This window comes from Eleftheria terrae, from assembly GCF_030419005.1.
GTDB lineage: Bacteria > Pseudomonadota > Gammaproteobacteria > Burkholderiales > Burkholderiaceae_C > Caldimonas > Caldimonas terrae.
The window spans coordinates 3,499,924-3,513,420 of the sequence record NZ_CP106951.1 but is presented as its reverse complement, the minus strand read 5'-3'; the positions used below and the strand labels follow the sequence as shown (position 1 = coordinate 3,513,420).

The 13,497-nt window shown below is 68.9% G+C and carries 12 protein-coding genes; 2 read left to right on the top strand and 10 right to left on the bottom strand.

The window, feature by feature from the left end:
* Positions 1 to 74 precede the first annotated feature (74 nt).
* From tldD to N7L95_RS15540, 4 genes are all read right to left on the bottom strand, one after another.
* Positions 75 to 1,538 carry a metalloprotease TldD gene (gene tldD, locus N7L95_RS15555; protein WP_301256159.1) on the bottom strand — a complete coding sequence of 488 codons (1,464 nt, stop codon included), beginning with the start codon at positions 1,536 to 1,538 and terminating at the stop codon, positions 75 to 77.
* Positions 1,539 to 1,657: 119 nt separating this feature from the next.
* On the bottom strand, positions 1,658 to 2,440 hold the full coding sequence (locus tag N7L95_RS15550; RefSeq protein WP_301256158.1) for a helical backbone metal receptor: 783 nt from the start codon (positions 2,438 to 2,440) through the stop codon (positions 1,658 to 1,660).
* 30 nt (positions 2,441 to 2,470) lie between these two features.
* The gene (locus N7L95_RS15545) at positions 2,471 to 3,682 is read right to left on the bottom strand and encodes a zinc ribbon domain-containing protein (RefSeq protein ID WP_301256157.1); all 1,212 of its coding nucleotides are present in this window, start codon (positions 3,680 to 3,682) and stop codon (positions 2,471 to 2,473) included.
* A gap of 56 nt (positions 3,683 to 3,738) precedes the next feature.
* Positions 3,739 to 5,022, bottom strand: a complete 1,284-nt coding sequence (locus tag N7L95_RS15540; RefSeq protein WP_301256156.1) for a zinc ribbon domain-containing protein — start codon at positions 5,020 to 5,022, stop codon at positions 3,739 to 3,741.
* Positions 5,023 to 5,380: 358 nt separating this feature from the next.
* Here N7L95_RS15540 and rbp point away from each other — a divergent pair, with 358 nt between their 5' ends.
* Entirely contained in the window at positions 5,381 to 5,806 is a 426-nt protein-coding gene (rbp, locus tag N7L95_RS15535; RefSeq protein ID WP_301256155.1) for an RNA-binding regulator, read from the top strand.
* Positions 5,807 to 5,964: 158 nt separating this feature from the next.
* Here rbp and fumC read toward each other — a convergent pair whose 3' ends face one another.
* From fumC to N7L95_RS15505, 6 genes are all read right to left on the bottom strand, one after another.
* A complete protein-coding gene (gene fumC, locus N7L95_RS15530; protein ID WP_301256154.1) occupies positions 5,965 to 7,365 on the bottom strand; it encodes a class II fumarate hydratase in 1,401 nt (466 codons plus the stop codon).
* 135 nt (positions 7,366 to 7,500) lie between these two features.
* Complete coding sequence (locus tag N7L95_RS15525; protein ID WP_301256153.1) at positions 7,501 to 8,082, bottom strand: DinB family protein; 582 nt, start codon at positions 8,080 to 8,082, stop codon at positions 7,501 to 7,503.
* A gap of 238 nt (positions 8,083 to 8,320) precedes the next feature.
* On the bottom strand, positions 8,321 to 9,097 hold the full coding sequence (locus N7L95_RS15520; protein ID WP_301256152.1) for an SDR family oxidoreductase: 777 nt from the start codon (positions 9,095 to 9,097) through the stop codon (positions 8,321 to 8,323).
* Positions 9,098 to 9,119: 22 nt separating this feature from the next.
* Positions 9,120 to 9,788: an LPS export ABC transporter periplasmic protein LptC gene (gene lptC, locus N7L95_RS15515; protein WP_301256151.1), complete on the bottom strand. Its 669-nt coding sequence runs from the start codon at positions 9,786 to 9,788 to the stop codon at positions 9,120 to 9,122.
* A complete protein-coding gene (locus N7L95_RS15510; RefSeq protein WP_301256150.1) occupies positions 9,785 to 10,363 on the bottom strand; it encodes a KdsC family phosphatase in 579 nt (192 codons plus the stop codon). The genes lptC and N7L95_RS15510 overlap by 4 nt, the downstream gene beginning before the upstream one ends.
* A 3-nt stretch (positions 10,364 to 10,366) precedes the next feature.
* Positions 10,367 to 11,356: a KpsF/GutQ family sugar-phosphate isomerase gene (locus tag N7L95_RS15505; RefSeq protein WP_435870103.1), complete on the bottom strand. Its 990-nt coding sequence runs from the start codon at positions 11,354 to 11,356 to the stop codon at positions 10,367 to 10,369.
* A 119-nt stretch (positions 11,357 to 11,475) separates the two neighbouring features.
* On the opposite strand from N7L95_RS15505, the gene N7L95_RS15500 reads away from it, so the two are divergent.
* On the top strand, positions 11,476 to 13,473 hold the full coding sequence (locus N7L95_RS15500; protein WP_301256148.1) for a monovalent cation:proton antiporter family protein: 1,998 nt from the start codon (positions 11,476 to 11,478) through the stop codon (positions 13,471 to 13,473).
* The last annotated feature ends 24 nt before the right edge of the window (positions 13,474 to 13,497 follow it).

The following is a 13,497-nucleotide window of genomic DNA, read 5'->3' as shown; positions in this document are numbered from 1 at the left end:
CGAGCGGCGGCCGACGTGAGAAAGCTCTCACTCCCGGCCCGGCACCGTTGGCGCCAGGCCCAAGCTCTCGCGGGTCAGGCGGTGCCGCCGACGGTGAGGCCGTCGATGCGCAGGGTCGGCTGGCCCACCCCGACCGGCACGCTCTGCCCTTCCTTGCCGCAGGTGCCCACACCCGTGTCCAACTGCAGGTCGTTGCCGATCATGCTGACCCGTGTGAGCGCATCGGGACCGTTGCCGATGATGGTGGCCCCCTTCACCGGATACTGGATGCGGCCGTTCTCGACCCAGTAGGCCTCGCTGGCCGAGAAGACGAACTTGCCACTGGTGATGTCGACCTGGCCGCCGCCGAAGTTGGTGGCGTACAGGCCCTTCTTGATGCTTGCGACGATCTCATCGCGCGTCTTGTCCCCGGCAAGCATGTAGGTGTTCGTCATGCGGGGCATCGGGATGTGGGCGTAGCTCTCGCGCCGGCCGTTACCGGTGGGCTTCACCTTCATCAGACGGGCGTTCATCGCGTCCTGGATGTAGCCGCGCAGGATGCCGTCCTCGATCAACACATTGCGCTGCGAGGCATTGCCTTCGTCGTCCACGTTCAAGGAGCCACGGCGGTCCGGCAGCGTGCCGTCATCCAGCACGGTCACGCCTTTGGCTGCCACCCGCTGGCCCATGCGGCCGGAAAAAGCGCTCGAACCCTTGCGGTTGAAGTCGCCTTCGAGACCATGGCCGACCGCCTCGTGCAGCAGCACGCCGGGCCAGCCGGGGCCGAGCACCACCGTCATCTCGCCAGCCGGGGCCGGCCGGCTCTCGAGGTTCGTCAAGGCCGCATTGACCGCATCGTCCACATAGGACTCGATCACCGAATCATGGAAATAGCCAAGGCCGAAGCGCCCCCCGCCACCGCCGGAGCCGACCTCGCGACGGCCGTTCTGTTCGGCGATCACGGTGACCGACAAGCGCACCAGCGGGCGAACATCGGCGGCCAGGGTGCCGTCGGCGCGCGCCACCATCACCACATCGTATTCGCCCATCAAGCCGGCCATGACCTGCACGATGCGCGGATCGCGGGCCCGGGCCAGTTTCTCCACGCGCTCGAGCAGGGCCACCTTCTGCGTGCTGTCCAAGGTGGCAATCGGATCCATCGGACCATACAGCGTGCGGCTGCCAGCGACCTGCGCCGGGCCCCCCACCTTGACCCGCCGGCTCTGCCCGCTCGCGGCAATGGTACGCACCGTGCGGGCGGCATCCAGCAGCGCGTCGAGCGAAATGTCGTCGGAGTAGGCAAAGGCGGTCTTCTCGCCCGCCACGGCCCGCACACCAACGCCCTGGTCGATGCCGAAGCTGCCCGATTTGACGATGCCCTCTTCCAGGCTCCAGCCCTCGCTGCGGGTGTACTGGAAGTAGAGGTCGGCATCGTCGATGCGGTGCTCGCCGATCACGCGCAGGGCCTGCGCGAGTTTGGCCTCGTCGAGGCCAAAGGGGTCCAGCAGCAGCGACTTCGCAATCGCCAGTCGTTCGAGGGTGGGTTCGCGCGAGATCATCGAATCATTGTAGGGCGCTGATCCTGGCGCGTGCACGCCGCGCCGACACCCCGCTCTGCGCAGGGGAGACAGCCGGTCGCTGCGGCAGGGCCCAGGCAGCATCCGGCCGGTATGCCCCCTCAGCCGGCTGGCTCGCGTGCCAAACGCTGGAGGTAGCGCACGCCTTCGATGGCGCGGCTGCCATACCAGCTGAGCATTTCGCCATCGACCAGTCGCACCGCGGCTCGCCGGCCTTCGGCGGCGAGCCGGGCCTTCACCTCTTCGACATGGGCGGGCCCGAAGCGATAGGGTTCGCTGCTCAACAACACCTCGTCCACGCTGCCCAGCCAGTCGTCCCGCCAATCAAAGGCCGGATAGCGGGCAGCGCCGCTCGGCCCGCCGTCCAGCGCGGGCAGCGTCTGCCAGCCGAGCAAGGCCAGCATGCGCGACACATAGGTGTCGCGCGCGACGGTCATCCAAGGCTCCCGCCAGATGCAATACAAGACATTCCGGGGCGGCAGGGGGACCACCGTGTCCAGCGCCTGCTGCAACGCAGCGCACAGGGCTTCGGCCCGAGAGCGCACCTCGGGCAGCTCACCGAAGATGTCGGCCATCTGCCGGTACAGCGCAAAATTGTCCTGCGGGCCGCAGGGATGCGTGACGATCACGTTGGGCACGAAGGCGCGCAGGGCGTCCACCGTCGGGCGCTCGTTCTCGTCGACATTGACCACCACATGGCTGGGCGCCAGGCGGCGCAACTTGGCGAGGTTGACGTCCTTGGTCCCGCCCACCTTGGGTACCGCGGCGAGGCCGTCACGAGGATGGATGCAGAAACCGGTGCGAGCCACCAGCCAGGGGATCAGGCCGAGGTCGGCCAGCAACTCGGTGACCGAGGGCACCAGGGACGCAATGCGCAGGCTCATCGGCTCAGCCGGCCACGGCCGGAGGGTCGCTCATTCGCGCGGCGGCTGCGGTGCGCCACAGACGCCGCAGAAGCGGTCTTCACGCTGCACCGGGTGGCCACACACCGCGCAGGCGGGCGGCTGCAGGTCATCGAGCAGCAGATCGACGTCCACGCCCCGGGCAGCGCCCCGTTCCGTGGCCAGCGGCGAACGCGCCATGGTGATGGTGGTGTCCAGCCCGCTGGGTTGAGGCGGCGGCGCCAGGATGCCGCGCCCCACCACCGGACGGGCCGGGGAGGAAACCGGGGGCGGCGGCGGCTCCTGCGCATCGGTCTTGCGGAAGGCAGCCGGCTGCTCGTAGGCCAAGGCCGCATCCACGTGCGACAGGTAGACCGCACAAGCGCCCCGCAAATAGACCAGGCTGGGCAGCACCAGGCTGACCGCAAACACCACCCCGCCGCCGATCAGGGCCGCCACGGCATAGGGGCTGCTCACCGGCACGCCGGCACTGGCCAGGCTGCGCAGGCCCAGGCCGAACAGCCCGGCCATCATCTGGTTGAGGGCCGCATCCTCGCCCAGCACCATGCCGGCCAGCCGGGCCACCGCATGGCCGCCGGTCTTGACGACAAAACCGACCATGCCGCCCACCAACCAGGTCAGGACACCGACGACCAGCATCATCACCACCACGCCGAGCAAGCGCTCCCGCGCAATGATCAGCAGCCGGCTGGCGCACTGAAGGGTGCTGGCACCGTCCCAGACGGCCGGCGCCGCGAGCGGCATGATGATGGTGGGCAGCGCCAGCAGCGCGATGCCACAGATCACCACGGCCACGGGCATCACCAGGGTGAACGCCAAGGGCCCGAACAGCGGCGTCTTGCAGACCACCAGCACCACCGAGATGGCCAGCGCACCGAGGCCGTAGCCGAGGGCCGCCAGCACCAGGACGCCCAGCAACCGGTGAGCGGTGCTCATCGCCGCTTTCAGCGCTTCCCCCGCGGAGCGGCGAGGGCGCCCCTTGGCGTCATCCATGATGACGATGCCGGCCGCATTGCCGCCGTAGAAGGCGGCCGCCAGGGCCAGCAAGCCGTACAGCAGGCTGGGCAATGTCTGTCCACGGGCGTCGGCCTGCTGGGTCATCGCCAGCAGCAACCCCGAGATCGAGAACGTCGCCAGCAACAGCCCGAGGGCCGGACCGTTCCGGACAGCGTCCAGGCAATTCAACAAGGCGTCTGCGGAACGGATCTTCTGGCTGATGGACATGGCTTCAGGTCAAGGCCGCCCCCGGCGCTTCAAGGCAAGGCCGGGGGCGGTAACACTCAACGGAACTGGCTCCGCTCCTGGTGGCGCCGCTCCTGCTCAAGAAACTCGACACAGCGGGGATGACGGGCATTGCCCGGCTTCTGGCATTCGCTCTTGAGGCAGCTGAACAGCGCGATGAAGACCCGTCCCCCACAGACTTCCTGCGGCACGGCCGGCTCGGCCGGCGGCGGGGGCGCGGCCGCAGCGCGAGCGGCGGCCTGCTTGGCTTGCTCGGCCTTGAGCGCAGCCTGGCGAGCCGCCTCGGTGCGCGCCTTGGCCTCGGCCTCGGCTTTGGCTTTGGCGCGCGCTTCGGCACGGGCCTTCGCCTTGGCTTCGGCTTCCGCCTTCTTCGCGTCGTCCGCCGGCTTGGCCGTCGCTTCGACCGGTGGCGCTGGCGGCGTGGCCGCAGGGGCCCCGGACAGGCCGGCCAAGGGATTGCCGGAAGCAAGGGGTGCCGATGCTTCCGCCACTGGCGGCAAGGCCTCGCTGGCCGCGACCTCCGGCACCACCACCGCTTCCGAAGCCGCCGCCTGGGCCTGCGGCTCGGCCTGTGGCGGCGCGGGCTCGGCCACCGCAGGCGGGGCGGACGCCACGGGCGGTGGCGCGGCGACCGTTGCCTCGGGCGGCGCCACCGGTTCCGGTGCCTTGGGGCTCTTCACCAACAGCCAGATCGCCGCGCCCACCAGCAACACCGCCAACGTCAGGTACAGCGCCGCCGCCGGCATCTTGCTCCGGGCGGCGGGTGCTGCCTTGGCCGACGCCTCCGGGGCCGGTGCCGGGGCCGGTTCGGTCGGCTGGAAAGCGGGCGGGGGCGCGTCGCCCGTCGAGGCAACAGCGGCCACCGGTGTCGGCGAGGCAGCCGCCGGTTCACTGATAGAGGGCGGTACCGACGCCGTCACGGGCGCCGGTTCGGCAGCCGGGCGGGGTGCCTGGGCCAGGGGAGCCGCCTCGGGCAGGCCGGCGAAGGGGTCGTCCGGCAGCGGGTCGACTGCAGGCGCGGCCGGCATGCCCGGCGCGGGCGCGGTCGGGGCGCCAAGACCGAGCAGCTCATCGATCGACGGCGCCGGCGGTGCCGCGGCCGCCGCCTCCAAGGCGCTGCCGCAAACCCGGCATTGCCGTGCAGCGGCGTCATTCGGCGTTCCGCAGGCCGGACACGGCTTCAGTGCAGCGGCGGCCGGCGCTTCCGGTGCAGCCGCCGGCGCGGCGCCCGCAACGACACCGGCCAGCGACGCGCCACATCCACGGCAGAAGCGGGCCTTGTCGCGGTTGTCGGTACCGCACTTCGGGCAAGTCAAACTCATCTGGTCCTCCTGAAGCACCCGCGCGGCCGAGCAAACATTGCATGCGCCGGGAGGGCGCGTGTCGTCTTGATTCTTGGGGCCGCATTGGTGCGGCAAGACGGGCGGGGCGATGATAACGAGGGGCCCCTCATTCACCAACTACCGCGGCAGCCAGTGGTTTGGGGCAAAAAGGGAGATTTTGCCGCGAGAAAACAGACGACAGCTGCAGCGTACACAACACTTTTTCACACATCATGCGCCCCAACCCCTCTTCCTCCCACATAATGGGTTCCTGTTCTGGATGCGGCGCCTGGATCTGAGTGGTTCATGATGGGTAGAAGCTCCAAGTGACTGACTGTGTATTGAAAGGAGCTCTCTCATGGGCAACAAGCTTTATGTAGGCAACCTCGCCTATTCCATCCGTGACGAAGATCTGAACGAGGCCTTCTCCCAATTCGGGGCCGTCAGCTCTGCCAAGGTCATGATGGACCGTGACACCGGCCGCTCCAAAGGTTTCGGTTTCGTCGAAATGGGCTCCGATGCCGAAGCTCAATCCGCTATCAACGGCATGAACGGCCAAGCACTGGCAGGTCGCGCCATTGTCGTCAATGAAGCCCGTCCCCGTGAAGAGCGTCCGGGCGGCTTCGGCGGCCCGCGTGGCGGCGGCGGCGGTGGTGGCGGCTTCGGCGGCGGCCGTCGTGAAGGCGGCTTCGGCGGTGGCGGCGGCGGTGGTGGCCGCGGCGGCTTCGGCGGCGGTGGCGGCGGCGGCCGTGGTGGCTTCGGCGGTGGCCGTGGCGGCTACTAAGCCCTGACCCCCCTTCTCAACCCTGGCTTGCCAGGGTTCTGAATGAAGAAAAGCGACGTGGTGCAAGCCGCGTCGCTTTTTTCATGGGCGGTTGTCGGCGACCGGGGTCCGCTGGCGCACGCCGTGGTGCGGCGCACGCCAGCTGCCGGGACGACGGTTCAGCCCGGTCGCGTCATCTCCAGCGGATTGATCCACCGATCGTAGTCTTCGGCAGCGATCTGCCCGGTAGCGAGTGCAGCCTCGCGCAAGGTCAGGCCCTCGTGGTGCGCCCGCTTGGCAATCTGCGCGGCGAGGTCGTACCCGATATGGCGATTGAGGGCGGTCACTAGCATCAGGTTGCGCTCGAGGTGCTCGTCAATCACCGCCTCATTCGGCCCCAGGCCCTGTGCACAGTAGGCATCGAAGGCATGGCAGGCGTCGGCCAGCAAGTCGATGCTCTCCAGCACGTTGTGCACCATCACTGGCTTGTAGACATTCAGCTGGAAGTTGCCCTGTGAGCCGGCGAAGGCCACCGCGGCATCGTTGCCGAACACCTGGACGCAGACCATCGTCAGTGCCTCGCACTGGGTCGGGTTGACCTTGCCCGGCATGATGGACGAGCCCGGTTCGTTCTCGGGAATGCGCAGTTCACCGATGCCGGCTCGCGGGCCGCTGGCCAGCCAGCGGACGTCGTTTGCCAGCTTCATCAGGCCACCGGCGAGCGTACGCAGGGCCGCCGAGGCCTGCACCAGTGCGTCATGGGCCGACAAGGCAAAGAACTTGTCGACGGCAGACTGGAACGACCGGCCCGTGAGTTCCGACAAGCGTTCCGCCACCCGGTCACCGAACAGGGGGTGCGCGTTCAGGCCCGTGCCGACGGCCGTGCCGCCGATGGCCAGCTCCTGCAGCCCGGGCAAGGCAGCGCGGACGGCAGCCAGACCGAAGTCAAGCTGGGCAACCCAGGCACCGATTTCCTGCCCGAGGGTGATGGGGGTCGCGTCCTGCAGGTGGGTCCGCCCGGTCTTCACCAGGTGGCGGTATTCGTGCGCCTTGGCAGCCAGCGTGTTGCGCAGCGCCGCCACCGCGGGGAACACCCGCTGGTGCAGCTGCTCGACCGTTGCTACATACATCGCGGTCGGGAACGTGTCGTTGGACGACTGGCCGCGGTTCACATGGTCGTTGGGGTGCACCGGCTTCTTGCTGCCAAGCACGCCACCGGCCAGCTCGATGGCGCGGTTGGCGATCACCTCGTTGGCGTTCATGTTCGACTGCGTGCCCGAGCCGGTCTGGAAGACCACCAGCGGAAAGTGATCGTCGAGGCGGCCATCGATGACTTCGTCAGCCGCCCGGATGATGAGCTGGGCCAGGTCTTCCGGGAGTTCACCCAGCTCGGCATTGGCTTGGGCGGCGGCCTTCTTCAGCAGGCCCAGGGCACGGATCATCGGACGTTGCCACTTGAAGCGGGCGACACCAATCGGGAAGTGGTGGATGGACCGCTGGGTTTGTGCACCCCAATAGCGGTCGGCAAGCACCTCGACGGGACCCATCGAGTCGGTTTCGATGCGAGTGGCAAGAGACATCGGCGCTCCTCCGGTGAAGCAGCTGCTTTTTGTGGTTCATCGCGCCCGGCGATGCCGACGCACGTCCAGCGCCACCCGAAGGCGGCAGCCCGACACGATAGCGCCGATCGAGGGCTTGCGGCGTTCAAAGGTGCGTCAGCGCTTCCACAACCCCGCCTCGTCCCACCCCAGGGCTGTCAGGTCATCGGCGCGTAGCGACCGATCGCTGGCGCAGAAAAACTCGTCAAGCTGCGGAGGGGCGACATCCGTCCCGGCCAGCATGGCATGCACCTGGCCACGATGATGGATCTGGTGCTGGAACAGATGGGCCAGCAGCCGGTCCATGCGCTCCGGGCAGATGCCAGCCGACCGCGGCACATCGACCATCAGCCGCAGGCGCGCGTCATCGAGTGCCTCGCACACGGCCAGCAGGCGCTGGTCGACCGCTTCCTGGGCCTGGGCCAGCCCAGGGCATCGGTCAAACGGCTCGGCCGGCTCGAAGAAGGCAGCGGCGGACTCGTTCGGCACACGGCCCTGCAGCGCCCGCTCCATCGCATCCACGTAGTACCAGTCCACCGTCAGGATGTGGTTCAGGGTAGCCTTGATCGACGGGAAGAAACTCGTGCGCCTGGCCGTGAAGGCCACTGCATCGAGCTCCACGCAGGCCTGCAGCAGGCGGTGGTTGGCCCAGCGGTTGTTGCGGGCCCAGGCGCAGAGGAAAAAGCTGAGGTCCGACATCGCGATCGCCTCCCGGCATCTTGCGAAAAGACCATTCTGCACAGAAAGGAGCCCGGCCGGCACGCTGGAAGGCGAGCCCGCCCTGCCCTGCCCTGCCCTGCCCTGCTATGCACCGCCAGGGCCCGGTCCTGATCCAGCCGGGGGATCGCGGCGTTGCCGACCGGCCCGGGTGCAGCGGAACCGCCCGGTATTCAGGCGTCGCCGCGCCGGACCTGTCGGGGCAGCGGCCCGCTGTATGTCACTCGCCCTGACGGCGCTTGCGGCCGCGGCCAGCCACCGCGCGGTCGAACAGCCAGTTGGGCACGATACGCATCAGCTTCGTCAGCAGGCCCATCTGCCACGGGATGACCCGGTAGCTGGCGCCCGATGCGATGACGCGAAAGGCACGGTCGGCGAAGGTCTCCGCGCTCATCAGGAAGGGCATGGAATAGCGGTTCCCGCGCGTCAGCGGCGTGTCGATGTAGCCTGGCGCGACAGTCACGACGCGCACCCCGGACGGCCTGAGTTCGCCCCTCAGGCTCTCGCAGTAGCTGACCACGGCGGCCTTGCTGGCGCAGTAGGCGCCATGGCCCGGCAGGCCACGGATGGCCGCCACGCTGGCGATGCCCACCAAGACGCCCGAGCCGCGTGCGCGCATGGGGTCGATGAAGGGATGGAAGGTGGCTGCCATGCCGAGGTTGTTGGTCTCGAAAGTCTGCCGCATGACTTCGAGGTCGGCATATTGCGAGGTGTCGATGCCGACGCTGATGCCGGCATTGGCAATCACCACATCCGGCACGCCCTGCCGCTCGATGCAGGCACGGCCGGCGGCGACGATGCTGTCGACCTGGCGCACGTCCGCCCCGTAGACGGCCCAGCGCCCCGGGTCGAAGCCCTGTGCCGCGCACCAGGCCTCGATCTCGGCCGCACGCCGGGCCACCAGGGCCAGCCGCCAGCCAGCGGCGTAGTAGCGCGCCGCCAGGGCCTGACCGATGCCGCTGGAGGCACCGGTGATGTAGACGAGGGCTTGGTTCATGAGACCACCTGAAGATAGACCGTCAGCGCTGCGGCGGCAACATGCCACGCACCGCGCCCTTCAATTCGAGCAGCTGCTCCCGATGCGAGTAGCGCAGTGAAGCGCCCCGCACCTCCATCTCGCCCTGGCGCAGCGTGACCGGCAGGTGGGACTCGACGCGCTCTTCCTCGGTGAAGATGTGCAGGAACTCGCCGCTGAACTCGAGGCGCCGGTTGGCCGCCTCGTCCTGGGGCCCGGCCGCCTCCCGCACCACATGGGCGCTGCCCATCAGGCGAATTTCGGTGCCCTCGGCGTTCGACAAGGCACGCCGGGCGGTGGCCAGCGTGACACGGCCCTGCTCGTCGACCGAACGCATGCGGACCTCGTCGATCTCCAACGTGTCGGTGTCGGGATAGTGGCGCAGCTCGCGCCCTTCCAGCAAGGTGCGCGGCCGGCCCGAGGCGGTGAAGTGCTGCACCGAGAAGCGGTTCATCTGGTAGTCCGGCTCGTGCCTGGCGGGCAGTTCGGCCTGCGGACCTTCGGGCACCGGTGTGTGCTTGACCAGCCAGTAGGTGCCGGCCGCCAGCAGCGCCAGCAGCAGCAGTGGCAGGTAGCTCCACAGTTGGTCCAGCCAGCGCAGGCCCGGCTGTGCCCGCACCGTTCCCCGCGGTGCTGCCGGTGCCAGCACCACCCGCCTGCGCGCCTCACTCATGCGCTGCGTCCGTCGTCCAGGGTCTGGAGGTGGCTGTGCAACAGGCTGGCATAGCGGCCCTGGGCACACAGCAGCAAGTCGCAGAACTCACGGGCTGCGCCGTGGCCACCCTCGGCCTGCGTCACGTAGTGCGCCGCAGCCCTTGCCTCGACATGCGCGCCGGCCGGCGCGCAGGCGAACGCGGCACGCACCATGAGCGGCAGGTCCGGCCAGTCGTCGCCGATCACCGCCAACTGCGACCAGTCGAGCTGCAGCTGACCAAGCAGCTGCTCGGTCACGGCCAGCTTGTCATGCACGCCGTAGCAGGCATGTTGCAGGCCGAGATCGGCCACCCGCCGGCGCACCGCCGGCGAGTCGCGGCCGGTCACCACCACCGGCGTAATGCCGGCACGAGCCAGCAGCTTCAGGCCGTGGCCGTCCAGCGTATTGAAGGCCTTGAAGAGCTCGCCGCTCTCGCCGATGTAGATGCGGGCATCGGTCAAGACGCCGTCGACGTCGAACACCGCGGCACGCACGCCCTGCGCCGGCAGCAGCAGCTCGGGCGCAAAGTTCAGATGGGGCTCCAGGGGACGCATGCGTCAGATCACCTTCGCACGCATCAGGTCGTTGAAGTTCAGCGCACCGACCAGCTGCCCGGCCGCATCGACCACCAGCACCGAGGTGATGCGAGCCTCCTCCATCAGGTCGGCCGCCTCGACGGCCAGCGCATCGTCGCGCACCTGCCGCGGGTTGCGGGTCATCACGTCGGCCGCGGTCAGCATGCGCAGGTCGCGGCCGCGCTCGATCTGGCGGCGCAGGTCACCGTCGGTGAAGATGCCCTGCACGCGGCCCTGCTCGTCCACCACCGCGGTGGCGCCAAGGCCCTTGGCCGACATCTCGCGCATCATCTCGGTGAAAGGCGTGGTGTGCAGCACCTGGGGCACCGCCGCCCCGCTGCGCATGACGTCACGCACATGGGTCAACAGCTTGCGGCCCAGCGCACCGCCCGGGTGGGAGCGGGCGAAGTCCTCCTCCTTGAAGCCACGAGCGTCCAGCAGGGCCACCGCCAGCGCGTCGCCCAGCGCCATCTGCACCGTCGTGCTGGCCGTGGGTGCCAGGTTCAGCGGGCAGGCTTCCTTGGCCACCGAGGTGTCGAGCACCACCTCGGCATGCCGGGCCAGGGTGGACTCCGCCCGGCCGGTGAGCGCCAGCAGCGGGATGGACAGCCGCTTGAGCACCGGCAGGATGGCGGTCAGCTCGTCGCTCTCGCCGGAATTGGAGATGGCCAGGACCAGGTCGTGCGCCGTGATCATGCCCAGGTCGCCATGGCTGGCCTCCGCCGGATGCACGAACATCGCCGGCGTGCCGGTGGACGCCAGGGTGGCAGCGATCTTGCGGCCGACATGGCCGCTCTTGCCCATGCCCATGACCACCACGCGGCCCTCGCACTGCAGCACCAGTTCCACCGCCCGGGCGAAGGCGTCGCCCAGCCGGTTCTTCAGGCCAAGCAGTGCGGCCGCCTCGATGTCCAGCGTCTCGCGCGCCAGCGCCACCGCATGGGCAGGATCGAAACCGATCTTCGATTTCAGGTGAGTAATGCGTTCTGACACGGCTGGCACGGGGTCGTTTACGATCCATGGATTCTAGGCTTCGGCCGTGTTCCCCTGCTGCCGGTCTGTCCGGTCCCGTCCTGCCCGCCTGCCTGTCGATGGCTTCCACCCTCGAACTCGTCCTTCTCTACCTCCTGGCCGCCGTCATTGGTGTGGTCGTCTGCCGCAGCTTCAAGCTGCCTCCCATGCTGGGCTACCTGGCGGTCGGCATCATCATCGGGCCCAACGCGCTCGCGCTGGCCCGCGACAGCGCCGGCATGCAGTACCTGGGCGAATTCGGCGTGGTGTTCCTGATGTTCGCCATCGGGCTCGAGTTCAATCTGCCCAAGCTCAAGAGCATGCGCAAGATGGTGTTCGGCCTGGGGCTGAGCGAGGTGGTGCTCACCGTATTGGCCATCGTCGCCGGCAATGCCGCGCTGGCCTGGGTCTTCGCCGGCCTCGGTCAGCGCTGGGCGCTGCCGTGGCAAACGGCGCTGGCGCTGGGCGGTGCGCTGGCCATGTCCTCCACCGCGATCGTCGTCAAGCTGATGGCCGAACGGCTGGAGCTGGAAAGCGAGCACGGCCGCCGGGTCATGGGCGTGTTGTTGTTCCAGGATCTGGCCGTGGTGCCACTGCTGGTGTTGATCCCCGCGCTCGGCTCCTCGGCCGAGCAACTGGCCCAGGCGCTCGTGTGGGCCAGCCTGAAGGCGGCCGCCTTGCTGACCTTGCTGCTGGTGGGCGGCCAACGGGCGATGCGCTGGTGGCTCACCCTGGTGGCGCGGCGCAAGAGCGAGGAGCTGTTCATCCTCAACCTGCTGCTGGTGACACTGGGCCTGGCCTGGCTCACCGAGCACGCCGGCCTGTCGCTGGCGCTGGGCGCCTTCCTGGCCGGCATGTTGATCGCCGAGACCGAATATAAGCACCAGGTGGAAACCGACATCCGGCCCTTCCACGACGTGCTGCTCGGGCTGTTCTTCATCACCATCGGCATGCGGCTGGACTGGCGCCTGGTGCTGGATCAGTGGCCACTCGTGCTGCTGCTGGTGTCCGCGCCGGTGCTGTTCAAGTTCGTGCTGGTGGCGGCGCTGGCGAAGGCCTTCGGCTCGCCCACCGGGGTGGCCCTGCGCACCGGCCTCTACCTGGCGCAGGCCGGCGAGTTCGGCCTGGTGCTGCTGAACCTGGCCACCGACCAGGGCCTGATCGATCCGGCACTGCGCAGCGCGGTGCTGGCCTCGATGGTGCTGTCCATGCTGGCGACGCCGTTCATCGTGCAGTACAGCAACCGCATCGTGATGCGGCTGTCGGCCAACGACTGGTTGATGCAGTCCGTGGCCATGACCAGCATCGCCAAACGGGCGATCAACACCGCCCAGCACGTCATCATCTGCGGCTACGGGCGCAGTGGCCAGAACCTGGCCCGCATGCTGGAGGCCGAGCACATCCCCTACATGGCCCTGGACCTGGACCCCGACCGGGTGCGCCAGGCCGCGGCGGCCGGCCAGAGCGTGGTGTTCGGCGATGCAGCCCGGCTACAGAGCCTGATGGCGGCCGGCCTGGCCCGCGCCAGCCTGGTGGTGGTGAGCTATCACGACACGCCCTCCGCGCTGAAGATCCTGCAGCTCGTGCAGGAGCACGCGCCGAAGGTGCCGGTGGTGGTGCGGACCATCGACGATGCCGACCTGGAGAAACTGCGCGCCGCGGGCGCCGCCGAGGTGGTGCCGGAGGCCATCGAAGGCTCGCTGATGCTCGCCTCGCACGCGCTGGCGCTGGTCGGGGTGCCGATGCGGCGGGTCATCCGCGTGGTTCAGGACCAGCGCGACGCCCGCTACAGCCTGCTGCGCGGCTACTTCCACGGCGCCGACGACGACAGTGCGGATGACGTGGCCCACGAGCGGCTGCAGTCGGTCACCCTGCCGGCTGGTTCTTCGTTGTGCGGGCGCCCGCTGCTGCACGCGGCACTGCATGCGGTGGGCGTGACCGTCTTGTCGGTGCGCCGCGTGCACGGCGGCGTGGTACGGCCGCATGACGAACTGCTGCTGGCGGCCGGCGACACGCTCGTCTTGTGCGGCCGGCCGGAGCCCCTCGCGCTGGCCGAGCAGAAATTGCTCGCCGGCTAGCGGCAGCAGTGGCAGTCATGGCAG

Excerpts from the sequence above, each read along its gene's own strand:
- tldD (WP_301256159.1), bottom strand. The coding sequence starts at position 1,538 with ATGATCTCGCGCGAACCCACCCTCGAACGACTGGCGATTGCGAAGTCG.
- N7L95_RS15550 (WP_301256158.1), bottom strand. The coding sequence starts at position 2,440 with ATGAGCCTGCGCATTGCGTCCCTGGTGCCCTCGGTCACCGAGTTGCTG.
- N7L95_RS15545 (WP_301256157.1), bottom strand. The coding sequence starts at position 3,682 with ATGTCCATCAGCCAGAAGATCCGTTCCGCAGACGCCTTGTTGAATTGC.
- N7L95_RS15540 (WP_301256156.1), bottom strand. The coding sequence starts at position 5,022 with ATGAGTTTGACTTGCCCGAAGTGCGGTACCGACAACCGCGACAAGGCC.
- rbp (WP_301256155.1), top strand. The coding sequence starts at position 5,381 with ATGGGCAACAAGCTTTATGTAGGCAACCTCGCCTATTCCATCCGTGAC.
- fumC (WP_301256154.1), bottom strand. The coding sequence starts at position 7,365 with ATGTCTCTTGCCACTCGCATCGAAACCGACTCGATGGGTCCCGTCGAG.
- N7L95_RS15525 (WP_301256153.1), bottom strand. The coding sequence starts at position 8,082 with ATGTCGGACCTCAGCTTTTTCCTCTGCGCCTGGGCCCGCAACAACCGC.
- N7L95_RS15520 (WP_301256152.1), bottom strand. The coding sequence starts at position 9,097 with ATGAACCAAGCCCTCGTCTACATCACCGGTGCCTCCAGCGGCATCGGT.
- lptC (WP_301256151.1), bottom strand. The coding sequence starts at position 9,788 with ATGAGTGAGGCGCGCAGGCGGGTGGTGCTGGCACCGGCAGCACCGCGG.
- N7L95_RS15510 (WP_301256150.1), bottom strand. The coding sequence starts at position 10,363 with ATGCGTCCCCTGGAGCCCCATCTGAACTTTGCGCCCGAGCTGCTGCTG.
- N7L95_RS15500 (WP_301256148.1), top strand. The coding sequence starts at position 11,476 with ATGGCTTCCACCCTCGAACTCGTCCTTCTCTACCTCCTGGCCGCCGTC.